Origin of the sequence: Bacillus cereus group sp. BfR-BA-01492 (assembly GCF_022662815.1) — a bacterium.
Lineage (GTDB): Bacteria > Bacillota > Bacilli > Bacillales > Bacillaceae_G > Bacillus_A > Bacillus_A cereus_BD.
In genome coordinates this window covers 155078-178503 of record NZ_JAKUEH010000005.1, presented here as the reverse complement: position 1 = coordinate 178503, position 23426 = coordinate 155078, and the positions used below count along the sequence as shown (strand labels likewise).

The window sequence follows — 23426 nt, the reverse complement described above, 5'->3', positions numbered from 1 at the left end:
TTATCTACAAATTTGTATGTAATCTAATTTCATTGTAGTGTATTTGATGGTATTTTGGAATATTGTAATTAAAAATATTATGTGAAATTCACGCTTAGTTTGGTACAATGAGGAGAGGTGCTAGTTTAAAGGAGGCCATTTTTTTGAAATCGAAAGTGCACTTTTGGACATTGGAAGTGCTAATGGTTGTAGGAATTATATTTATTTGCACAAAAATATCGTTTCTATTTCAACCAATTGGCATATTTATTTCAACTTTATTTTTCCCAATCTTAATTGCTTTGTTTCTATATTTTATATTCAATCCTGTATTAGTATTTTTAGAGAATCAAAAAGTTCCTAGAAATTTAGCAATTTTACTATTGTATGTTTTTATTATTACATTAACTGCAGTGGCAATTGGTGTAGTTGTTCCGACCGTTTCCCAACAGCTAATGGAATTAGTGAAAAACTTACCAAATTACATTAAAGAGGGAAAAATATACATACAAGAACTATCTCATCATAGGCTATTTGAATGGCTAACTACACAAGATTACATTTCTATTGAAACAATTGAAAAAAATGCAGTGGAATATTTGAAAGATATACCAAATACGATTACGTCGAGTGCAACGGCTTTATTCGGTATCATTACAAATGTCGCGTTAGTTATATTTACTGTACCATTTATCCTGTTTTACATGTTCAAAGATGGACATGCTTTTCCTGGAAAGGCTGTTAGCTTTTTGCCAGAATCGTACCGTGAAGAAGGACTGCGTATTATAAAAGAAACAAATGAAACTTTATCTGCATATATACAAGGACAAGCACTTGTTTGTTTATTTGTAGGAGCATTTACATTTATCGGATATTTAATTATTGGATTGCCGTATGCATTCATTTTAGGAATCATAGCGGCATTTACAAACATTATTCCAAACTTAGGGCCATTTATTGGAGCGGCGCCCGCTGTTATTGTTGGATTATTTGTATCGCCAATGCAAGCTGTCTGGGTAATATTGATCGTAACGATTGTTCAACAATTTGAAAGTAACATTATTTCACCGCGTATTATGAGTTCAAAGTTAAATATTCATCCTTTGACAGTTATCGTATTAATCTTAGGAGTAGGGAACTTCGCTGGAATTATTGGAATGATTTTAGCTGTGCCAGCTTATGCGGTTACAAAAACAGTCGTTTCTAATTTAGTGAGATTATTTAAGACAAAACGGAGTAGTCGGAAATAGAGTAAAGTAAGGAAGATACACCTCTAATGAAGGAAAGGAGAAAGGAGGTGTATCTTTTTTGTATCGATGAAAAAAGCTATATTTATTATGGAATTTTTATATATTTAATTCCATTGTTTTAGGTTGATAAGTCTACTGTGTGTAAAGGTGTGTTTTTTGGCTAAGTGGAATCCCTCTCTATAATCCAAATCATTTTTTCAAAACGTGCTATGAACATCTTAACTCGCTCCTTTCTTTATAAGTTTATATGATTTTTTATAAGAATCTGCAATAGGTACTTCGGCGGTTACGAATTTCCTCAACAGTTTTTTTATATTGTTGTTCTTGCTTTACTTCTGCTTCAGATAAAGGTCTCTTTTGAATTGAAATCGTTAAAAAGAATACTTTAAATTTCATATTTGAATTCCTCCATCCTAAAAGAATTTATAAGCGACTACAGTAAAGGCTTTGTCGTATTTTTACATCATTGACTGCCTTATGAATTTGTTGTTCATGAAACAATTCAGATTCTGAGAGCTTATTTTTTTGTATGATAATGGTTAAAAAGAATACTTTAAATTTCATTAGAGATGGCCCCTTTTCAATTTAATACATTTGAGTATAGTACAAACTTCTACGATCGGTTATTTCCTCCATCGTTTGTTTTAACTGTTGTTTTCGTAAAATCTCTTCTTCAGACAATGTTTTTTTCTGAAGGGTAATTGTAAAAAAGAAAATATGAAAGGTCATAGGTGAACGAATTCCTCCTTTCGAAAAGGAATTATAGATGATCACAATAAAGTGTTTGACGCTCTTTGATTTCATTCATCGCTTTTTCAATCTGCTCATTATGAGCTAGATCAGCTTCAGAAGTCGTAGTTTTTTGAATCGTAATACTTAAAAACAATACGCGAAAAGTCATCAAATGTTGCTCCTTTCTTTAAAAAATAATGTAAGAGACTAAAAATCGCACAAAAAAGCCACAGGAAGATATTGTACTCCTATGGCTGGGCGCGAAAAAGCCACAGGAAAGTATACGACCTCCTGTGGCGAATGTATGAGTTAAAAATAAAAGGCGATTTTTAATTCTCCATTAGGTTGGTCGAATGGTTATGAAATTGAAAAACAGATGCAATAACATGTAATTGTAATTTTGACATTTCATTCGACCTCCTTTTAGAATATTTTTCCTACGCTAGTAAGTATATACAATAAATAGATAAAAGTAAACAAAAAAATGAAAATTTTTAATTTTGGTGAAAATGTGTATATTTCGAAGGGGATGATAAAAAATGGATTATAAGGGAATTGAAGAGGAGAACCGCTTTGTAACACGGAACTTTCATCGGTTGGGAAGCTATTCGAATTTTGAGGTGGGATTCTGGAATGCGATTTATCCCTAATGGACAGCCTGATTGGTGAGGGTTCATAATCAGTAGGGGATGGAGAAAACTACCATTGATTAAAGGTTCACCTTATCTGGATTTCTCATTTTATAATGGTTTTATAAAAGGGAGGAAGAAACAAGTTGGGTAAGATTTCTTGCATCAGGACCAAATAATAAAATGTAGAAAGTGTTCATGAACAACAATAAAATTGTTTAAACTAAGAATATGAAAGGGTGTATGTCATATTTTTCTATATCATATATAGTAGATGTATAGAATATTTGGTTATCGCACGTTTTACAAACGTGCAGTATGGAGGGGAAAATGAAGATAATAGAGCTACCAATTGAATTTGAATTTAAGGGGCAAAAAAATTACATTTATCCTAGCTTAATTATATTGAATAATGAACTAACTTTGGTCGATACAGGGTATGCAAATTTCATACCTTTAATCGAAAACGAAATTTTAAAAAATGGATACGAAGTGAAGGATTTAAAGAATATAATCATTACGCACTATGATGATGATCATATAGGCTCCCTTTATGATTTCAAAGAAAAGTATCCTTGGATTAACATTATAGCTAGTGAAAGTGAATCAAAATACATTAGTGGTGAAATAAAGTCAGAGAGATTGGTTCAAGCTGAGGAAATGCTTGAAAATATGACAATGAAAGAAATCGAATTTGGTAAATGGTTTGAACAACAATTAAAGAATTTGAAGCATGTTTCAATTGATGAAAAGGTACATGATGGCGATATGATTCTAGATAATAAATGTAGAGTAGTAGCAACACCTGGGCATACTTCAGGGCATATTTCATTGTATTTTCCAAGTTTAAAAAGTGTAATTACAGGTGATGCAGCTGTTAATGAGGATGATGAATTAATCATTGCGAATCCACAATTTTGTTTAAATATTGAGAAAGCACAACAGTCCTTGAAAAAGATTAAAAATCTTAAAGCTGAAACTTACTATTGTTATCATGGTGGGAAAGTCACTTTGTAATTAAGAGCTAAACGTAGATATCAACTTGCCTATACTTTCTAATTGAACCCTTCGTTATTTGCAAGCAATCTAGGTATAACAACCTGCGTGAAATCCATCTATGAAACATGCTCTTCTAATCATTTTTAGATAATAGATTAACGTTTTGTATTGGATATACATTTCACAACATCTAGAAAAATCAAAAATGGATAAAAGACAGCTCTGATTTTTGGTAGAAGTCTCTTATTCATCTTATTGACTTATATCTCAAGGATCCGACATACTTTTTATTGATTTTTTGTATATATGTGTTAAAATGGAAAAACGCTTATTGTTTATTTTTAAAAGAATCAATAATTATCCAATATAATTATATCAAAAGTGATGAGTGATTGTCAAACTTTTTGTTGAAAATTTATATCGTACGAAACGATGAGCAGGAGAATGGTTGATAAGGAGTGGCGATATGGAGAAAACAAAGCAAGAATGGAAGCAAGAGCAGCAGCGCGTGGATGAGGTCGTAAGCAAAATTAGAACGCGTATAGATTCGTTAGAGCAATATGTAAGTACAGTAACAAAAGATGTTGTTCAAATACGCAAACATTTTTGGGATGATGTAACAGTGAATGTTGATAATATGGAAGAAGCTGTAGAAACAGCGGCGAGTATAAAGCAACAAGCGGAATTATTATCAGAACGAGAGCAAAGCCATCGTCATATATCGAGTCAACTAAAAGGATTACAACGATTACAGCAGTCACCATATTTTGGACGGATTGATTTTATAGAAGATGGTGAAGAAAAGAAAGAGTGTATATATCTAGGGATTCATTCATTTTATGATGAAAGTACAGAGCAGTTCCTCGTTTATGATTGGCGGGCGCCTATTTCTAGTTTGTACTATGATTATTCGTTAGGAAGAGCGAAGTATAGTGCACCTCATGAAACGATTTCTGGAGAGATGACTTTAAAACGTCAATATGTTATTCGTGATGGTAAGATTCGGAGTATGTTTGATACAGCGGTTACTATTGGTGATACGATGCTGCAAGAAGTACTTGGGAATCATGCGAATACACAAATGAAAAGTATTGTATCGACTATACAAAAGGAACAAAATCAAATCATTCGAAATGAAACAAGTCGTTTACTTATTGTACAAGGTGCAGCTGGAAGTGGAAAAACATCAGCAGCATTACAGCGCATCGCATATTTGTTATATCGCTATCGCGATACATTACATGCGAATCAGATTGTCCTCTTTTCTCCAAATGCGATGTTCAATAGTTATGTTTCCACTGTTTTGCCAGAGCTTGGGGAAGATAATATGAAACAAACGACATTTCAAAAATATTTGGAGAATCATATTGAAAGAGAATTTGAAGTAGAAGATCCATTTACGCAAATGGAGTATGTATTAACAAAAATAGAAGATGAAAATTACAAGGCTCGGTTAGAAGGGATAAAATATAAAGCCAGTTCACAATTTATTACTGCAATGGATCGGTATATCGCATTTCTAAAACAAGAAGGCATGCGATTTAAAGATATTAAGTTTAAAGGGAAAGTTATGATTTCAAAAGAGCAAATAAAAGAGAAGTTTTATGAATTTGATTCGGCAATACGTATTCCAAATCGAATCAAACTGATTTCTGAGTGGTTATTAAAGGAACTAAGGAAAAAAGAAAAAGTAGAAAGAAAAAAGCTATGGGTAGAGGAAGAAATACAGTTATTAGATAAAGAAACATATTTAAAAGTTCATCAACAACTGCAGAAGGAAGAGATATATTCTGATGATACATTGGATGAATTTGAAAGGGAACAAAGTATGTTAGCGGCTATGGTCGTGAAAGAACATTTCAAACCGCTTCGAAGACGGATAAAAAAGTTACAATTTATTCATACGAAAGCGCTATATATACAATTATTTCAAGACCCTAACTATGTAACTCAATTTGTAGATCGCGAAGAACTACCAAAGAACTGGTGGGCAATATGCAAACAAACAGTGGAGAAAGTGAAGCATTTTTATATGCCGTATGAAGATGCAACGCCGTACTTATACATGAAAGATCAAATACAAGAACTGCAAAGAAATACGACTGTACAACATATATTTATTGATGAAGCACAGGACTATTCGGCATTTCAATATGCGTTTTTAAAACGTATATTTCCACATGCAAAAATGACAATACTTGGTGATTTTAATCAAACTATTTATGAACAAGCAACAAATCATTTATTTTCACAATTAAATGATTTATATGATGAAGAGCGCAGTGAAAAAATTGTGTTGAAACGCAGCTACCGATCTACAAAACAAATTATTGAATTTGCAAAACAGTTTATTCCGCATAACGAAGAAATTGAGCCATTTGAACGAGATGGACGCAAGCCAGTAATAATTGAAGGGAAAAAGGGAGAAGAACATGATAAGCAAATTGCAAAAGGAATAGATGATTTAAAGAAGAAAGGGCATCGAACAATTGCGGTTATTTGTAAAACAACAGAAGAAAGCAAAGTAGTCTATAATCGCCTACAACAGCTTCCAAACGTTCGCCTTATTCAGAAGGAAACGAGTTCGTTTGATACTGGTATTCTTGTGATTTCATCCTATTTATCAAAAGGAGTAGAATTCGATGCGGTTATCATTTACGATGCATCACAGTATAAACGAGAAAATGAACGAAAATTATTTTACACGGTGTGTACACGCGCGATGCATGAATTAATGATTTATAATAAAGGGGAAATGAATCCATTTTTACAATCTGTTTCACAAAATAAATATGAGCTTGAAAGTTAAAAAAAGCTGGCATAAGTCAGCTTTTTTTCATTTGTACGCTAAGCAAGGCACCAATTGCACCGCTATAACCGTGATCTTGTAAGAAAATAGGCCGTTTATTTTGGTACTTTGTGTAATTTTCAATAATGTTTTGTAGCTGTGTATTGTTAGATAAGGTAGAGCCGATATAAACAATAGTATTCATGTTTTTTGTCTCAGCAAATTGAAGGCTTAATGCGGTAACGACTTCGCCAACGAGACCTTGCAGGGTGGCGAGCAAATCTGAATGAGCGTAGTTTAAGTCTGTCATCGCTGCTTTTCCAAAATTACTAGCTGTTAAATGATGATCAATAGGTGAGAGAATGCCATTATAAATATCTCCCACTGTTATATCAAGAGTGTTTCTGCCCCCTTGTTTTGCGTGATAGAGCACTTGATCAAAACTTTCTATATTTGTTAATAATTTTGCTAGCCCCATGATTGTACCACCGCCAACGCCAGTTCCTCCTGCGCGAACATATTGTTTATCATGAATGTAGTGAATTGAAGTACCTGTGCCGATATTTGTTAAAACAAAATTGTTTATAGAGAGAGTTTCTTTTTTTAAAAGAAACCGCACACCTTGGAGAGTAGCTTCAAATTCATTTACATATATCGTTTCATACTGATTCGCAAGTAATGTTTGTAATTGTTCAGCTTTTCCACCTGTTATACATAACTTCGTAATCGTTTCGTTTTGATGAAGCCACTTTTTAATGTTTTCTTGCTCATAAGAATAAAATTTCTTAAAAGATATTGTCTTATTTCTTTCAAAGTAAGCAATTTTTGTTAATGTTCCTCCAGCGTCAATACCGACAACACGTTCCATTTCTTTACCCCTTCTTATGTATTTCAGATTATTGTTGTTAAGCTTTATAGATTAATAGTTTTTTAACTGTAACAATCAATTGATCGTCCACAGTTGCTGTACCTTTACCAAGCATAAAGCCTCGGCGATTTCGTACTACTTCATAATGTAATATAACCGTATTATCAGGGAATGCTTTTCCGTGAAACTGTACACCGTCTAATGATGAAAGAAAACCTAATCCATTAGAGTCACTTGTATCAACAAATGCACGAAGCTGAGCAAGTGCCTCTACAATTAACATGTGGGGCATACTATTTTGCGTTTCAGAAATAAACCATTCGTTATGGGTAATATATTTGTAGCCTTTGACAGATTGTCCCTCTTTTATATCTACAATGTTATCAATCATTAAGAATGGATAGCGGTGGGGGAGCGTACCTTTCATATTTAAACCTCCATTAAAAGGATCTCTCCTACTATGAGGCAGCAGGAGAGTTGATATTAATTTTTAACAAGTGTAATTTCTTTTTTCGAAGAGAAAATTCCGCTATTTTTAATATTTTCAACGGCTTGTTGTAGAACCGCTTGATCTTGGACGAGTGCGATGCGGACAAAGCCTTCACCATGTGGTCCAAAAGCATGACCAGGAGTTACGACAACATTTGCACGGTCCATTAACGCATATGCGAACTGTAAAGAGGTCCAGCCATCTGGTATTTCTGCCCATACAAACATGCTGCCAGCAGGTTTCTCAATATTCCAGCCAAAAGAAGCAAAACCTTCAATTAAAGTATTGCGGCGCTCTTGATAGATAATTCGATTTTTCGCACAAAATTCCGCTCCTTGGCGTAAAGCAACCGCGGCAGCTTTTTGAATGGGTAAAAAAACACCGTAATCCGTATTGGATTTAAATTGAGTAAGAGCTCTCACAATCTCTTCATTTCCAATCATATATCCGATGCGGCTTCCTGCTAAACTATAACTTTTGGATAGGGAATTAATTTCTACACCTACTTCTTTTGCACCAGGAACAGATAAAAAGCTAATTGGTTTTTGATTATCGTAATAAAATTCAGCGTAAGCAAAGTCATGAACAACAATGATATGATGCTTTTTAGAAAATGCGATTACTTCTTGAAAGAAATCTTCGTGCGCCATTGCTGGAACAGGATTTCCTGGGAAGTTTAATATCATCATTTTTGCTTTTTTGGCAATTTCTTCAGGAATCTCTTGTAAATTAGGTAAAAAGTCATTTTCTTTCTTTAACGGCATGAAATATGGAGTGGCACCAGCCATTTGTATTCCTGTCTCATAAGCTGTATATCCAGGGTCAGGAACTAAAATAAAATCTCCAGGATTCGCAAAGACCATAGGTAAGTGTACTAATCCATCTTGAGATCCCATTAATAACAACACTTCGCGATCAGGATCTAATATGACATTGTGACTCGCATGATAGTATTCCGTTACCGCCTGATGAAAGTCTTCAATTCCTGTCAAAGTATAACCGTAGTTTTCTTTTTTGTTTGCTGTATGTACCATAGCCTCTCTTACGAAATCCGCAGGGGGCATATCCGGGTTTCCGATACTTAAATCAATCATTTTCTGACCTGCTGCGATCTTTTCTTTTTTATAAGCTGCTAATTCACTAAATATGGAAGATTGAAATGCTTTCATTCTCGTTGCTAACGTATACGTCATTAAAACCCCTCCTAAAACTGTGTTCTCGTTTTAAAATTTCTACTATTTTATTATTCTGAAAACACGTGAATCTATTTTATCATTTTTTGAGGAGGATGAAAATATTGGTATGAATGACTATATAAAAAAGAAAAAATATTTTACGTATTTGTATATTGTTTTTTCTCTAAATAGAAAGGTTTGAAATATTACTTTTAGAAGCATTCATGGTGGCTTTTTTCACTTTCACTTCGCGACATAATAGAGAAGAAGTGACAATGCCAAATGCAAAGAGATCGAATGATACAAGTGCGATTTTCTATTTTGTGACGCAGCGTCTATATTTTCTGTTTAATAGCACAAATTCCATTTTTTCTATAGCGAAAATACAATTTTATCTAGTACAAAAAGAGTTTTTACTAATTGGAAAATAAATAGGAATAAACATAAACTAAGAATGGAGGTGATGGAGTATGATAGAACAGTTTTTTCAAAAAATATTTAAGCAGTTTTTACAGGAGAAGGAAGAGGAAATAGTAGTGAGATTATGTTTTTGGATTGTGTTTTATTACATGTTTACCCCTAAATTTATAATGAATGCTGGCGGATCTTTAGTTGAAATGAATCAATCACATGAAGAGTATACATATGAGAAAGTAGAAGATTTCTTAAGAGAGTATAACGGGGAAATAAAAGGTGAATTTCGTTTTGGAACTAGAATGTACTACGTTACATTCGAAGAGAAGATTAAAGAAAAATGTTATGAATTGATTTACACCTATTATTTTCCTCGTTTCATTTATCGTCGTTCTTTATTATGTACAGAATTATTAAAAGAGATAGGGGTAAGTAAGGATATAGAATTTGCATCCTACATAACAGTGATTTTGGATCACTTTACAGAAATAAAACAGATTATTCATTTGTATGAAGAAACGGTATTAACGAAATTATTTCAATTTTCATTCCCATTAGTTGTTCAATCCTATTGTGAACCCATGAGCATGTATGTGCAAAAAGAAGAAGATATACTTTTCGTGCATTAAGCAAAGAAAAAGAACCCACCAAAAGGTAAGGTTCTTAACAGAGTAAATGCTACATGACTTCATTTAACCTTGTTTCATTTACAGCTTCAAAGGCATTAGAAGTATTTTGGGTTGCGCTAGTTGTTTCTTGTTCTTTTTCTTTGTGGAATTTTTTTAGAATTTCTAAAATGATCCACATCGGAACACCTTTATCTTTTAACGTGCTCCATAAGTCTAATTCTGTAAACTTATGTTTAGCTTGTTGTGTTGTTTTTTCGGATGATCGAATATCAAATTTAATTCCATCATCTTGCATATTTTCTTTTTCCGAAATAGCGACATGCTGTTTCTCGTTTTGTGCAATATTCAAAGGAGTAATCTTTGTATGTTGCGGCATAGCATTTATATTCCATCCTATTTTCATTTTTGCACCTCCTTTAACAATTATACATTCATATAAATAGATTTTAAATAAAAAATAAAATAAATTCTGTCCTGTTATACATTTGAAAAATAATTTCAATTTGACTGTTGGTGTGACATGGTGGATGTACCACACCCAAAACTAACAGAATGTATGATGAAAGCTTCGAATGAAGTGAAGGAGTATTTCCAAATTCACTTTCACAATCATAAAGTAAAATCATTTCATTGTGAAATGGCGCTTTTTATGTGTCCCTAAAATACTACATTAAAAAGATAAACCTGTTGCGCTCCTTAGTAAGTACGTTATACTTATGAAAGTAAAAAAGAAAGCTAGGAGTAGTTATAACAATGATTCGTGTACGAGTGGAAGGAAATGAACAAGAAATTGTTGAATTTTTGGAGAGAATGCCTGAAATTCCTGGATTTGAAAAAACGCATATAAGAGAACCACGTAAAGGAAATAATCCAAAATACAATACAAGTAAAAGTGTATTAGCATATTTATCTTATAAAAAGAAGGAAGTCACCAATAAATAGGTGACTTTTTTGCTTCTCACGGTTTCACCGCCTTGTCTTTTTTGCATAATAATGGTATTAGAATATGCAGAAGAGGGGTGAGGGCAGTGAATAAGAAAATCATCTTTTTTGGAGACTTTGGTATTGATGATGCAGTATCGTTAATCTATGCAGATAAGACGTGTCGTCTTGATATTATTGGAATTGTTGCTGATTACGGAAATGTTTCAAGGGAAGTTGTGACTGAAAATGTTTATTTTTTAGAGAGATACTATGCTACAAAGATAAAAATTATAAAAGGAGCCAGTAGGCCAATGACGGCAGAAGATCCTCTGTTCTTTCCAGAAATTCATGGCGAACACGGTTTGGGATCAATTATTCCTCCAAAAACAAGAGGGATGAAAAGAGAAAACTTTTATGAGATTATCAAGTTAATCGAACCGTGCCCAGAAGATATTATCATTGTAGCAACAGGGCGTTTAACAGCTCTCGCAACATTATTTCTGTTGTATCCTGAAGTAATGGATTGCGTACATGCGTATTATATTATGGGTGGTGCGTTTTTATGCCCCGGTAATGTTACACCTGTATCAGAAGCAAATTTTTATGGTGATCCCATTGCAACAAATATTGTGATGAAGTACGCGAAAAACGCAAGTATTTATCCATTAAATGTGACGCAGCGGGCCATTATTACTCCTGAAATGGTAAATTTTATTGGCGATAAGGGAACAGGACAAGCAAAGCTCATTAAACCAATGATTGATTTTTACTATGAAAATTATTATAAAAAGCAATACCCTGGAATCGGTGGCAGCCCAATTCATGATTTACTTCCATTTATTGCACTGCGAAAAGATACTATTTTTGAATATCGAAAGTCTGCCGTCTGGATTAGTACAACAAATGATGAGACACGTGGACAAAGTGTAGCAGACTTTAGAAAGACAGCTGAGCAAACAAGATTTGATAATCGGCCAGTTCAGAGGATTGCGATGAATTTTCGTTATCAAGCATTTAAAAGAGAATTTATGAGTACAATGTTAAAACCAGATTGTTCTTGACTAGTGTTACTCCCAAATACTATATGGTCGTTTTATTTTCATCGTTCGTATATAATGAACTTCTTTAGCATGTACATTCTATAATCTTTATGTAGCTAAATCGATTGCTTTAAATTATTTTGAGCTCTGCATCTAATAAGGATATAACAAAATAAAGGGACCGTTTACGATACGGCTGAAAAAAAGAAGCTCTCCTTGCACGAGTAGAAAGGGCTTTGCTTTAAAAAGAGGGAAAAATTTTTAATCCCCCCTTATTTCTCAAATATGTAAGTAATTGCAATTTAGTTCTAAAACATGCCGCATTATTTCTTTATAGCTTACTGCTTCCGTCTCATTTATATTCAGTATCCGCTTTGCTAAATCTTCTTTAAAGTAAAAACAAAAGTGCGCTTTTGTATTTGTAAGAATCTTTTCTATGTCATTATGAAATGATTACACGTGATGGAAGGATACAGTCATCGTATTGATTTGTTGTATAGCAGTATAACTTAAGAAAAAAGTAGCATAACTAATAGTAAGCAATGATTAGTGTTACTTTTATTGTATAAAAGAAGGAGGAAATGATATGGCATTTATATGGTCTTTAATTGTCGGCGGTATTTTAGGATGGCTTGCAAGTTTGATTACAGGAAGAGATGTACCTGGCGGAGTCATTGGCAATATCGTTGCAGGTATTATCGGTTCGTGGGTTGGAACGGCGATTCTTGGTAGATTTGGTCCTGTTATCGGAGGATTTGCGATTATTCCAGCCTTAATTGGAGCGATTATTTTAATTTTCATCGTCAGCTTTTTACTAAGGGCAATGAAAAAATAAAAAATAAAAAATTAGGGCTGTTTACAGATTGTAAGCAGTCCTTTTTGTATTCTTGTCTTTAATCTGTTATGCTACTGTTATATCATCAGGAGGTGTTAGCATTGAAATCATTTACAGTAAACTTTCATCAGGAAGACAATGCAAAAGCAACAACAGTACATAAGTTAAATGAAGAAGACTTTAATAAAGCAACCGAAAATGGAACACGTCATTTATTTGATTTAGATACAAACGTTGGTTTTTTTGTATTCTTTGATGCCGAAGATGCAGAAGGAAACGAGCATTACTTAATGCTGCAATATGAAGGAGATCATGAAGAGCCAAGTGCTTGCTTTGAATTTGATTTGAAATTATTCTATCAATTTTTAGCACTATACTTAAATGACCTTGAATTCCAAGGAGAAATAGAGGAAGAAGAGGAAGAATATGGCCCAATCCATCATTTAGCACATTTACTGTACCATATTGTTGAAGACGGTAAAGATATTGAAGCATAAATACATATCGGACTGCCCTTTTTGGGGCAGTTTTTTAGTTTTCCTATAGATTAGGAACGGTTAGGAAGTTTCACTATATAGGAAGGGATAGTCTCACGAAATAGAGAAGGTGTATAAAGGATATTTCGTGTAAATGATGGGGAGACGATAAACAGTGATAGTGAATCATACAATTTCGACCTTTCTAAATCTATATAAAACGGGTGAAATCACGGTGGATGATTTAAAACGATACTATGATGCACATGAGGCAGTGTTTGAAGAATACTTTATGTATCATTGTCCGAAAACGGTAGAGAGACTTACAAAAGCAATTAAGAGATATCCAGAGAAGCTAAAAGATATTGAAACGGTTTCTAACATATTACCGGACGCAATTCAAGATGTTATAAATTGCTATAGATTGCGTTTTAATTTTGAACTGCATTTGAATTTTCATTTGTTTGTGGGTGGCTTTGGTTCCAATGCATTTGTTAGTAGAGAAATTATCGGTCAAGTGTTTTTGGCAGCTGAAAAACTGTTGCCTAAGTTAGAGCACCTTCGTGTGATTGTAGCTCATGAAATTGGGCATATATATCATAATGTTTTTATTAGACCGCAGTGGCATGGATTGGCATGATGTGAGTTGGACAGATGGAGCAGTTAGTTTGTATCGTGAAGGAGTTGCAACATATCTATCAAAAAAGTCGTACATGGATTAAAGGAATCTGTTTATTATGCATATGATAATGAGGGTGAAGCATGGCTAGAGTGCTATAAGAATAAGGAAGTACAAATAAAACAGATGTTTTTCGAGGATTATATGGCTGGATGGAATGATGTGAAAGAAAAAGAATGGTTTCGCTTATCGGGAGGACGTTACTTCGGCTATAATCGACTCGGTTATTTTTTAGGAACATCTTACATGGAAGATTTAGTAGCACACTTAGATGAAGAGAAAGCGCTCAATTTTTGGTGCTCACAAGATTTAAAAAGTAGTGTAATGAATTGGCTACAAGGATTAATGTAACGAAAGAGGAGGAGATATATGAAAAAGCTTCTTATACTCATGATCAGCCTCATATTTGTATGTATAATAACTGCTTGTAAGAGTGCGGATGAACAGAAACCACCAACAGAAACATCTGAACAAAATACAAGTAATCAAGCGAATGAAAAGAAAGATGAAACTACAAAGCAATCAAGCGAATCGGAAAAGAAAGAAGCGGATACGAAACAAGATACGTCAAGCACATCAACGAATTTTAAAACAGTGAGCCAAATTAAAAATATATTAGAACAGGCAAAGCAAGGAAAAGTACCGAATGTATCAGTCGCGGCGCACACGGGAGATATTGAAGAAGTAGAAAAAGAATGGGGTAAAGCGGACAAAACTGAGCCAGCCGGTAAAGGAATGTATGCAACATATATGAAGAAGAATGTCGTCTTTGGTTTTAATAAAGGATCTCAAATTTTTGATGTTCGCTCCAATCATCCAAACCTTCGTTCAATCACATTACAAGATATTGAGAATGCTTTAGGAAAACCGACGACAGTTAAGACAAATGGAGATGACAAAATATATATTTATAAAGTGAACAAACAATTTGAATTAAAATTTGTGATTCCTAATTCTACTGGAAAAGTAGATCATATCTCTGTATTTTCCCCGGAGGATAGTATGAATAATATGGCGGGATAAATGAAGAAAAAAAGCTGTTTTTTTATAAAGGCAGCTTTTTTCTTTGCGTTCTAATCAGTAAACAAAATATGTTTGAATCATTCCGTCAATGAGTAAGAAACACGCAGACAGATAGAAGAGTATACTGCTGTTAAAAGAATGGAATATGACGGCGCCAACTGCAAGGATGCATTCTAGAAATATCCCAGTGGATTCTGTTGGTGGAGAACACATTGTTATGTAACATTCATATCATTCCGTATATACACATGAAAAGTATAACATATAATAACAATATCAAAAGCCCCTTTCTAGATGAGAAAGGAGCTTTTGCATATGTACTTTACAAATTACTCTTCAATAATTTCGTATTCTTCGTCTGACAGCAGTAGAATTTGTGTTTTTTTGCTTTTGTTTTGTATTTCAATTACATCATATGTACCTAGGTCTCTTAATTTATTTTGAGAAGCATTTACCATTACTTCCATAGAGTCAATTAAGATATCCTCTTCCATATATGATTCAGGTAAAGCCATATCTTCCGTGTTTAATACACATGTGTATAGAGTGTGTAAATGTTCAGTAGTTGGATTTTGTTCTTGAACATCAATAATGTCTTTCACTGTTTCCATATGTTCTTCTTTTGGTTGGTATACTTTAATTTTAGCCATTGTTTCAATCTCCTTTATAACATAGTCGTAGAGGCTATAGCTTATTATAACGTTTTTTAGTGAAAACATGAAATTGTTTCCTTCTATTTGTTTAAAATTTTTTCTTAATGGATTCTTTCAAGGAGATTTTAAAATTGCGGAATATGCTCATTAGAATGTTGTTGAATAACTTGAAAAATGGGTGGCGTTTTTTAAATGGGCCATTATCATACGAAATCTGTCTTTCTTGTATAATAAAAGAAAATGATGACTTCGGATTATAACTTAAATAATAATACATGTTTATCATATTTTTGTAGGCACCATTTATATTTCGCAATAATGGTCGGATGCACATCTTCTTTTTCAATATCGATGTCTTGAAATCCATATTTTTTATAGAACGAACCAAGTTCTTCAAACGGAATACAATATACGTGTGGTACTTCTGATTCTTTAGCCGTTCGAACTAAAAAAGAAACTAATTTTCCAGCTAGTTGATGGCCTCGATAGGTAGGGAGTATGTAAATACCGCCCATTTCAATTGTGCGCTCATCAATATGAACTAAACGTCCTAGTCCAGCTTGCTTTCCATTGTATGTGATGATCGCAACTTGATCTTGTGTTAGATTACTAGGAACAAATCCAACTGACTTATATTGATGATTAATCCAGTCTAAGTCTTCTTTTCGTGCAAGTCGAATCTCCATCTTATTTCCTCCTCATAAAATATGAATATGTTCTATTATACAAAGAATAATAAAAATAATGGAAAGAATATTTAAAAAGTGAATTTGTAGACATTGCGAGCATATAATATACAATAGTTTCTCTTCCTTCAATCTTGTTTTACGTATATAATATGTAAAGGTAAACGTCCTTATTATCGTATACTTAAAAAGAATAGAGGTTTAAAAATGGGTGTAAAAATTATTACGGACAGTGCGGCAGATTTACCAAAAGAGGTGCTGCAAGCTTACGATATACATGTAATTCCGCTTCGTGTCTTTGATGAAGCAGAAACAGAGTATTTAGATGGGGTAACGTTAGAATCAACTCAATTGTTACAAAAAATGAGAGAGGGTGCAGCGTATAAAACATCGCTCCCTTCATTACAAGCATTTCAAGAAACGTTTTCTACATATGCAAAAGAAGGTACGCCTTGTATATATTTAGCTTTTTCATCTGAACTCTCCGGTACATACCAATCTTCGCTCCTTATTAAAGAAGAAGTACAAGAAACGTATCCAGATTTCGACTTAGATATTGTTGATACAAAATGTGCATCTCTTGGGCAAGGGCTTGTTGTCTTAGAAGCTGCTAAAATGGCAAAAGAAGGCGCGTCAAAAGAAGAAATTTTAAAGCGGGTTGCTTTTTTCATAACACATATAGAACATATCTTTACTGTAGGTGATTTACAATATCTTGTTAGAGGTGGCCGCCTCAGCAAAGTAGCTGGATTTATTGGTGGTTTGCTAAATATTAAACCGATTTTAAATGTGGAAGAGGGAAAACTTGTACCACTTGAAAAAATAAGAGGCAAAAAGAAAATGTTAAGCCGCATGGTTGATATTATGGAAGAACGAGGGAAAAACCTTCAAAAGCAAACAATTGCCATTATACATGGTGATGAGCTAGAAACTGCTGAAGTATTAAAAACGCTTATTAAGGAGCGTTTTGGTTGTGAAGTATTTGTTGTAAATACAATTGGCGCAGCAATTGGAGCGCATACAGGGCCAGGTGTTTTAGCGTTATTCTTCTTAAATGAAGTGGAGTAAAGGATTGATCTTTTGATCAATCCTTTTTGTTTTCGTCTACAATAATCGGTCGATATGGAATGGGTGAGGATAAGATCATGGAAGTCTTTACCGTACCGAAAGGAATCACAATATCAATCAATGCTTCTAATTCTTTCATAGAGCAAACGGCGACTTTTAAATAATAACAACTTTCACCAGTTACGCGGTGGCATTCGAGAATTTGGTGTTCCTCATAAATAATTTTTTCGAAATGTTTACAAGGGATTTTTAAACTTTCAATTCTTAAAAAAGCTTGAATAGGCTTTCCAACTGCTTCTGGAGAAATTCGTGCTGTATATTTTTCGATGATTCCTGCATCATGCAAACGTTTCAGCCTTTCTGTAATACTTGGTCGACTAAGATGTAAATGTTCAGTCATCTCAGTAACAGTCATTCTAGCATCTTCTTGTAAAAGTAAAATAATTTTCTTATCAATTTCATCCATTACATACAGCCCCCTTTTTATAAAATTGAAAGTAAGTGACTTAAATAACTACATAGTGTAAAATAAATAATTAAATCGCTTTCGTTTTGAATATATAATAGATTGGAAATTTTCTATAATTTAAATATAAATGGAGGTGGCGATAATGTCTAATTATTTCAAAAAATAGTTTTTATAATTACAAAAATTTTTATTTTTATTGGAATTCATCACGTATAGAAAATGATTAGTTGTACTTTTGAAATATTAAATTAGGATAGAAGATGGTATCACAGTTAAAAAAATGCGAATGATTGCGGTTTTATAAAAAGAATATTTAGATGTATTGTAATATTTATATTTCTTGTATAATTGTTTAGAGGATAATAAGGTGCAATTATTTGTAAAAGTAAACTGTAATAGTGGCAAACATAATACTCAATTCGTATCGGAGAATGATTAATGCTTCATCACAAACTGTAAAATAATGGAACGAGAAAGGTTGAATGGCTATATCGACTTATTATACAGCCGAAAAGAGCTTGTATGACGGAGATTTTTTATGATTGGTGATGTAGAGAGTGTGTGAGCAATATATAAAGAGGGATACTGTTTTCTTGTTATGAGATGTATTGCTAATAACGCAGATGATGAAGCGACAATGTCATATGAAAACTTTTCGAAAATGGCAGCGAATGATTCTTCTGAAATTTTGGTGGAAATGCTTAAAATGAGGCCATATAATCCGGACCAATAAAAATGAAAGAGATTTCTTCCACCTGAAGAAATCTCTTTCATTCAATTGCGTTTCACTTTTAACTGTTTTAATAAAAGCTCCGGATGTCCTTTTACATAATAAAAATGTGGATTGTTTTCGTCATCGTAAATCATAATATAAGGCTTTTCGTTTTTAGGAAGAAGGACAAGTACTTCGTCGATAGTTGCATGAATCCATTGATTTGTGATGATAGCAGGTTTTGTTAAAGGGATTTTGATCATATATCCGCTTCTAGGGACAACATTTATATTTGTAAATGCACCAGTAATGGATTTTGCGTATTGGATCGCATTGTGTTGAATTTCTGCATGTAACGATTGTTTTTGAACGACCATCTCTTTTTGACAGTCAAATACTTCAATTTGCTTATTTGTATTTGCAAGCGCATGTGTGGATAAGAAAAAGAAAAGCAGAGAAAGGATTCCTAGTTTTTTGAACATAAATAACACCTCATACTTACTATGTCCTAAAAGATTATAAATATTTCTTTCTGTACGGAATAGAAAGGGAAGTCAAAAAGCCATTTCATTTTCATTCAGCTATTTTATTAAAAGGAAACATTCTTTTAAATGAAAATAATCTAATTCAGATAATAAAAAAACGAAAAAATAAATTTAAGAAACGAAGTATATCAAAATGAAATAGGATTAGAAATTATAAAAATAGAATACAAATGAATCAAATATTTCATAAGTCATGGAAGAAAAAGAGGATAGGAGGAAGGAAATGAGTAAGAACGTTGCGTTATTACTAATAGATGTACAGAATATTATGTTTTCTTATGAAGGTGGTTCTTTATGGAAGGAGCAAGAAGTGCTTAAAAATATTTCTTCTTTGCTTACGAAAGCACGTCAATCTAATATACCTGTTATTTATATACAACATACAGATTCGAGTCCAGATAGCCTGTTAAATGAAGGAAAACAAACATGGGAAATTCATCGTGATGTTAAGCCTCTCCCAACAGATATTGTTGTTCGTAAATCTTCTTTAGATGCTTTCTATAAAACAACATTACAAGACAAATTACAAGGATTAGAAATTAAAAAATTGATTATCGCAGGTATGCAAACTCAGTTTTGTGTAGATACAACATGTAGAAGTGCTTATAGTTTAGGATATAAAGAGAACGTTTTAGTAAAAGATGCTCATAGTACATTTGACACACCAGTGCTTTCAGCTTCTCAGATTGTAAATCATCATAATAATACGCTGGACGGTAGATTTGTCGCACTACAAGGAACGAGTGAAATCATCTTTTGAAATAGAGTAAAATTTTAAATTAAAAAGGAAAACAGCCTATTTAGAAGGTGCTGAAAAAGGGATTACTTTGAAACAGCCTGCATTTTTATCGGAATGCTGAGGATAGAAAGAAGTCTATCATCTATATACAGTAGGTGATGGACTCCTTTTTCTTATGAAGTGGATGTTTTCAGTGGTCTTACAGGCTGTTTTTGTTTTTATCCTGCTTAGGGCTTTTAATTAGTAGGAGAGGAAGGGAAATCCACTGATTAAAGTTCTATTTTACTTCCAGTAGTGGCAGGGAAGTAAGCCTGAATTATAAAAAACAAGCACACCTTTACGGTACGCATCACAAATAGCCGTGTATCATTCATTTTTTTATGGGATATACGGCTATTTTATTTTCCGCATGAAGTTTGGATGTTTTGGACCACGGCATGTATTAATTTAATATCTCTGGGTTGCGATGGATGTCGAAGTTCGGTAGATCCGTCAGTAACTTCACGAGGGACTGATAGAAATTCAAATTTCTGAGATTGATAAGTATGTCCTAGTAGATATCTTTTCAGAATACGAATGAACGAAATATGACTTCTGATTTTAAAGAAGTTTGTAACATATTTTGGATATTATAATATAAATCAATAATTAATATCTTTTTTAGGGTGTATATATTTAAGTTTGAATATGAGGATTTTATAACGTTAAAAATAAATTCATTTTTCTATTGATTATCATTATCGATGTAACTATAATAGTTACATGTAAATGAATATGAATTTTTATATTAACTTGCAACTAACAACAAGAATGGAGATGTAGGGTATGAAAAAAATGATTATAGCTGGTGCCCTAGGATTCGCAGCATTGGCAGGTACAAATTTACCAGGATTAGAAGTAACAAAAGTGAGTGCCGCAGTTCAAGAAGTTTATTCTACAATTGAAGGGAAAGTAATTGAAGTAAGTAATGATTCTTTTGTTGTAGAGACTAAACAAGGTAATCAATCTGTAACGGTACATTATGATTTTCAGTCAGATGTAAATGTTGGTGAATATGTAAGAGTCATGAGCGATGGACCAATGTTACAAAATGCATTTCACATTTTTGTTACAGCAGCTTCTATTGAGCATATTACATTAGCACCGGGTGTTTATAAAGATTTTGTAGTCGGACATGTGACTAAAGTATACCCTCTAGATTCTGATGGAAATGCAGGTGTAGATGTTGAATTTCCGACAGAAGAAGGGGAAACGGATCTTGTTTTCGTTTCATTAACTGAAGGGCAATCCTTCCAAGTGCATGATCTTGTTCAAGTTGAAAAAGGATGGTTTAAAACATATCCAGCATCTACCTATGATGGGATTGAAAAAGTAAAGTCCAAGATCGATTATGCAAACAAACAAGCAGATATAAATCCGTGGGTATGGTCTTAATTTAAATTCGTTTTCAAAGTAGGCAATATAAGTCTATTTCTTTATCAAGAATTTAATTGTTTGAACGTTAATTTCGATCCGGAAATAAATAAATTCCTTCTTGTTTATAATTTCATCCAAAAAGATAAATGATTAGGGAAATATTTATATCACTGATTAATCTTTTATTAGGTCGATTAAAGGTGTGATTATACATATTTCATATACTGACTGAGATAAAAGAAAGAATATCACATGCCAAAATACTTACATTGTGTAAGTTGAAGGATAGAAAATATGAAAAATGGAAGAGAGTTTTGTTAAAGATTCTCTATACTAGGAGGTACTAAATGGTTACAACAGATACAATTCAAATGTTAGAAGATAAAATTCAATTCATACATCGAGATGGAAAAGCGATTTATCTAGTCGGTCCAATTCAATTACCCATCAACTTATATGGAGAAACTAAAATTTTTCAATGGTATTCTTGGTTACAATGTAATGAAGAGACGAATGGCGTAGAAGGGATTATGGAGAAACTTCCATCTATTCATTTAGCCGATATGCAACAATCTAGCGTACTCGTGTATGGTGATTTTGCGGATGCTGAAGAGGCACTGATTCGTATGCATAGTATTTGTCACACAGGTGATATCTTTGGCAGTAAACGTTGTGATTGTGGATTCCAATTAAAACAGTCTTTAAAGATGATTACAGAACATGGTGCGGGTGCTCTATTTTATTTAGCCAATCATGAAGGAAGAGGGATTGGTTTATTTAGTAAAGCGATGACTTATATCCTGCAAGAAAATGGGCTAGATACAGTAGAAGCTAATTTAAGTTTAGGTTTTGCAGATGACGTTCGAAATTACGATGACACAATTGAGGTCTTAAAAACACTACGCTCAAAACCTGTAAAGCTTATTACAAATAATCCAAGAAAATTAGAGGCGTTACAAAAAGCTGGATTAAATGTTACGAGTCGTGAACCGTTATGGGGGGATGTCTCAGAATTTAATGAGAAATATTTGCAAACGAAGATTCAGCGTTCTGGCCATTTTGAAGGGGGACACTTACATGGGTAAGCATGAATTTTATATGAAGTTGGCACTTGAAAATGCTAAGGCAATGAAGGGACAAACTACTCCAAATCCACTGGTTGGATCTGTAATTGTAAATGAGAATCGAATTGTAGGAATTGGAGCACATATGAAGGCTGGAGAACCTCATGCTGAAATACATGCGATACGTATGGCTGGAGAAGAGGCTCGTGGTGGTACCATCTATGTAACTTTAGAGCCTTGTTCTCATCATGGAAGAACAGGTCCCTGTGCAGAAGCAATTGTACGAGCAGGAATCAAGAGAGTAGTGGTTGCAACACTTGATCCTAATCCACTTGTCTCTGGACGTGGAATTAAGATTCTGCAAGATGCTGGTATTGAGGTACTTGTAGGAGTTTGTGAAGAAGAATCACAAAAAATGAACGAAGTATTTAACAAATATATTATGACAAAGCGCCCTTTTGTTACGATTAAGTCTGCAGTCACATTAGATGGGAAAATTGCTACTTCTACATCGGATAGTAAGTGGATCACATCTGAAGAGGCCAGACGGGAAGTACATCAAATACGGAATGAAAATGCGGCTATTTTAGTAGGAGCGAACACGATACAAAAAGATAATCCGTCATTGACAACACGCATTCCAAATGGACGCAATCCAATTCGAGTAATATTGGATTCTACATTACGTATTCCCATGGAATCTAAAGTTATTACGGATGGTGAAGCCTCTACGTGGATTTTTACAACAAATAATCACGACGTAGCCAAAAAGCAAGCATTAGAAAATGCGGGGGTAAAAGTGTTTGTTACTCGTGGGGAAAAGCATATAAACTTACATGAAATGCTAGATAGTTTAGGACAAAAAGGGGTTTCATCTCTACTAATTGAAGGCGGTGGAGAGGTGAATGCTTCGTTTTTTGAAAATAAATTAATTGATAAACTTATCTTATATTTTGCCCCTAAGGTGATCGGAGGTAGAATGGCACCTAGCTTTGTAGAGGGTACTGGCGTTACTAAAATGCAAGAGGCACTTGAATTTAAAGATATAACATTCACTCAGGTTGGAAAAGACTATAAATTTATTGGTTATCCAGTATATCGTATAGATAGTGAATAACGAGAAGTTGAAATATATGAAGCGTGG

The 23426-nt window shown here is 33.5% G+C and carries 28 protein-coding genes and 2 pseudogenes; 18 read left to right on the top strand and 12 right to left on the bottom strand.

Annotated features, from left to right (window positions below):
* Positions 1-143: 143 nt before the first annotated feature.
* Positions 144-1229: an AI-2E family transporter gene (locus tag MR063_RS09240; RefSeq protein ID WP_242196739.1), complete on the top strand. Its 1086-nt coding sequence runs from the start codon at positions 144-146 to the stop codon at positions 1227-1229.
* 255 nt (positions 1230-1484) lie between these two features.
* Here the strand turns inward: MR063_RS09240 and MR063_RS09235 are convergent, their stop codons facing one another.
* From MR063_RS09235 to MR063_RS09220, 4 genes are read right to left on the bottom strand one after another with little or no spacing between them, the layout of a single operon-like run.
* Positions 1485-1625 carry a YrzI family small protein gene (locus MR063_RS09235; protein ID WP_242196736.1) on the bottom strand — a complete coding sequence of 47 codons (141 nt, stop codon included), beginning with the start codon at positions 1623-1625 and terminating at the stop codon, positions 1485-1487.
* Between the two features lie 27 nt (positions 1626-1652).
* Positions 1653-1793, bottom strand: a complete 141-nt coding sequence (locus MR063_RS09230; protein ID WP_242196734.1) for a YrzI family small protein — start codon at positions 1791-1793, stop codon at positions 1653-1655.
* A 21-nt stretch (positions 1794-1814) separates the two neighbouring features.
* The gene (locus MR063_RS09225; protein WP_242196732.1) at positions 1815-1958 is read right to left on the bottom strand and encodes a YrzI family small protein; all 144 of its coding nucleotides are present in this window, start codon (positions 1956-1958) and stop codon (positions 1815-1817) included.
* 31 nt (positions 1959-1989) lie between these two features.
* Complete coding sequence (locus MR063_RS09220) at positions 1990-2130, bottom strand: YrzI family small protein (RefSeq protein WP_242196729.1); 141 nt, start codon at positions 2128-2130, stop codon at positions 1990-1992.
* Between the two features lie 790 nt (positions 2131-2920).
* Between MR063_RS09220 and MR063_RS09215 the strand changes: the two genes are divergently transcribed.
* A complete protein-coding gene (locus MR063_RS09215) occupies positions 2921-3607 on the top strand; it encodes an MBL fold metallo-hydrolase (protein ID WP_242196726.1) in 687 nt (228 codons plus the stop codon).
* Positions 3608-4055: 448 nt separating this feature from the next.
* Positions 4056-6398: an RNA polymerase recycling motor HelD gene (helD, locus tag MR063_RS09210; protein WP_242196724.1), complete on the top strand. Its 2343-nt coding sequence runs from the start codon at positions 4056-4058 to the stop codon at positions 6396-6398.
* A gap of 16 nt (positions 6399-6414) precedes the next feature.
* On the opposite strand, the gene coaW is transcribed toward helD, so the two are convergent.
* The 3 genes from coaW to MR063_RS09195 are packed head-to-tail and all read right to left on the bottom strand — an operon-like array spanning position 6415 to position 8928.
* Entirely contained in the window at positions 6415-7245 is an 831-nt protein-coding gene (gene coaW / locus MR063_RS09205) for a type II pantothenate kinase (protein WP_242196719.1), read from the bottom strand.
* Positions 7246-7282: 37 nt separating this feature from the next.
* The gene (locus tag MR063_RS09200; RefSeq protein ID WP_242196716.1) at positions 7283-7672 is read right to left on the bottom strand and encodes a 3-hydroxyacyl-ACP dehydratase FabZ family protein; all 390 of its coding nucleotides are present in this window, start codon (positions 7670-7672) and stop codon (positions 7283-7285) included.
* 56 nt (positions 7673-7728) lie between these two features.
* Entirely contained in the window at positions 7729-8928 is a 1200-nt protein-coding gene (locus MR063_RS09195) for an LL-diaminopimelate aminotransferase (RefSeq protein ID WP_242196713.1), read from the bottom strand.
* 206 nt (positions 8929-9134) lie between these two features.
* On the opposite strand from MR063_RS09195, the gene MR063_RS09190 reads away from it, so the two are divergent.
* Together MR063_RS09190 and MR063_RS09185 are read left to right on the top strand one after the other, a co-directional pair.
* Complete coding sequence (locus MR063_RS09190; RefSeq protein WP_242196710.1) at positions 9135-9341, top strand: hypothetical protein; 207 nt, start codon at positions 9135-9137, stop codon at positions 9339-9341.
* 39 nt (positions 9342-9380) lie between these two features.
* Positions 9381-9953 (top strand): hypothetical protein, encoded by a 573-nt coding sequence (locus tag MR063_RS09185; RefSeq protein WP_242196707.1) that lies wholly within the window; start codon positions 9381-9383, stop codon positions 9951-9953.
* 49 nt (positions 9954-10002) lie between these two features.
* On the opposite strand, the gene MR063_RS09180 is transcribed toward MR063_RS09185, so the two are convergent.
* Entirely contained in the window at positions 10003-10356 is a 354-nt protein-coding gene (locus MR063_RS09180; protein WP_242196704.1) for a DUF3914 domain-containing protein, read from the bottom strand.
* A gap of 69 nt (positions 10357-10425) precedes the next feature.
* On the opposite strand from MR063_RS09180, the pseudogene MR063_RS09175 reads away from it, so the two are divergent.
* The 7 genes and pseudogenes from MR063_RS09175 to MR063_RS09145 form a co-directional block, all read left to right on the top strand.
* Positions 10426-10614: pseudogene (locus tag MR063_RS09175) on the top strand (class I SAM-dependent methyltransferase); the annotation flags it as partial.
* 92 nt (positions 10615-10706) lie between these two features.
* Entirely contained in the window at positions 10707-10895 is a 189-nt protein-coding gene (locus MR063_RS09170) for a DUF3970 family protein (protein ID WP_012094450.1), read from the top strand.
* 77 nt (positions 10896-10972) lie between these two features.
* Positions 10973-11938, top strand: a complete 966-nt coding sequence (locus MR063_RS09165; RefSeq protein WP_242196701.1) for a nucleoside hydrolase — start codon at positions 10973-10975, stop codon at positions 11936-11938.
* 565 nt (positions 11939-12503) lie between these two features.
* On the top strand, positions 12504-12752 hold the full coding sequence (locus MR063_RS09160; RefSeq protein WP_242196699.1) for a GlsB/YeaQ/YmgE family stress response membrane protein: 249 nt from the start codon (positions 12504-12506) through the stop codon (positions 12750-12752).
* Between the two features lie 101 nt (positions 12753-12853).
* Positions 12854-13249: a cytosolic protein gene (locus MR063_RS09155; protein ID WP_242196696.1), complete on the top strand. Its 396-nt coding sequence runs from the start codon at positions 12854-12856 to the stop codon at positions 13247-13249.
* A 157-nt stretch (positions 13250-13406) separates the two neighbouring features.
* A pseudogene (locus tag MR063_RS09150) lies at positions 13407-14258 on the top strand (aminopeptidase).
* Positions 14259-14276: 18 nt separating this feature from the next.
* Positions 14277-14930, top strand: a complete 654-nt coding sequence (locus MR063_RS09145) for a YjgB family protein (protein ID WP_242196693.1) — start codon at positions 14277-14279, stop codon at positions 14928-14930.
* A gap of 329 nt (positions 14931-15259) precedes the next feature.
* On the opposite strand, the gene MR063_RS09140 is transcribed toward MR063_RS09145, so the two are convergent.
* Together MR063_RS09140 and MR063_RS09135 are read right to left on the bottom strand one after the other, a co-directional pair.
* The gene (locus MR063_RS09140) at positions 15260-15580 is read right to left on the bottom strand and encodes a hypothetical protein (RefSeq protein ID WP_242196690.1); all 321 of its coding nucleotides are present in this window, start codon (positions 15578-15580) and stop codon (positions 15260-15262) included.
* 257 nt (positions 15581-15837) lie between these two features.
* On the bottom strand, positions 15838-16269 hold the full coding sequence (locus MR063_RS09135) for a GNAT family N-acetyltransferase (RefSeq protein ID WP_242196687.1): 432 nt from the start codon (positions 16267-16269) through the stop codon (positions 15838-15840).
* A gap of 207 nt (positions 16270-16476) precedes the next feature.
* Here MR063_RS09135 and MR063_RS09130 point away from each other — a divergent pair, with 207 nt between their 5' ends.
* Entirely contained in the window at positions 16477-17337 is an 861-nt protein-coding gene (locus tag MR063_RS09130; protein WP_242196683.1) for a DegV family protein, read from the top strand.
* A gap of 16 nt (positions 17338-17353) precedes the next feature.
* Here MR063_RS09130 and MR063_RS09125 read toward each other — a convergent pair whose 3' ends face one another.
* Complete coding sequence (locus MR063_RS09125; RefSeq protein WP_242196680.1) at positions 17354-17803, bottom strand: Lrp/AsnC family transcriptional regulator; 450 nt, start codon at positions 17801-17803, stop codon at positions 17354-17356.
* A gap of 601 nt (positions 17804-18404) precedes the next feature.
* On the opposite strand from MR063_RS09125, the gene MR063_RS21790 reads away from it, so the two are divergent.
* Positions 18405-18539 carry a hypothetical protein gene (locus tag MR063_RS21790; protein ID WP_277927821.1) on the top strand — a complete coding sequence of 45 codons (135 nt, stop codon included), beginning with the start codon at positions 18405-18407 and terminating at the stop codon, positions 18537-18539.
* 41 nt (positions 18540-18580) lie between these two features.
* Here the strand turns inward: MR063_RS21790 and MR063_RS09120 are convergent, their stop codons facing one another.
* A complete protein-coding gene (locus tag MR063_RS09120; RefSeq protein ID WP_242196677.1) occupies positions 18581-19000 on the bottom strand; it encodes a hypothetical protein in 420 nt (139 codons plus the stop codon).
* A gap of 286 nt (positions 19001-19286) precedes the next feature.
* Here MR063_RS09120 and MR063_RS09115 point away from each other — a divergent pair, with 286 nt between their 5' ends.
* The 4 genes from MR063_RS09115 to ribD all read left to right on the top strand — a co-directional run bounded on the left by MR063_RS09115 (position 19287) and on the right by ribD (position 23399).
* Positions 19287-19823 carry a cysteine hydrolase family protein gene (locus tag MR063_RS09115; protein WP_242196674.1) on the top strand — a complete coding sequence of 179 codons (537 nt, stop codon included), beginning with the start codon at positions 19287-19289 and terminating at the stop codon, positions 19821-19823.
* An 804-nt stretch (positions 19824-20627) separates the two neighbouring features.
* Entirely contained in the window at positions 20628-21236 is a 609-nt protein-coding gene (locus MR063_RS09110) for a hypothetical protein (protein ID WP_242196671.1), read from the top strand.
* 329 nt (positions 21237-21565) lie between these two features.
* Complete coding sequence (locus MR063_RS09105; protein ID WP_242196668.1) at positions 21566-22303, top strand: GTP cyclohydrolase II; 738 nt, start codon at positions 21566-21568, stop codon at positions 22301-22303.
* A complete protein-coding gene (gene ribD / locus MR063_RS09100) occupies positions 22296-23399 on the top strand; it encodes a bifunctional diaminohydroxyphosphoribosylaminopyrimidine deaminase/5-amino-6-(5-phosphoribosylamino)uracil reductase RibD (protein WP_242196665.1) in 1104 nt (367 codons plus the stop codon). Before MR063_RS09105 ends, ribD begins: the two co-directional genes overlap by 8 nt.
* The last annotated feature ends 27 nt before the right edge of the window (positions 23400-23426 follow it).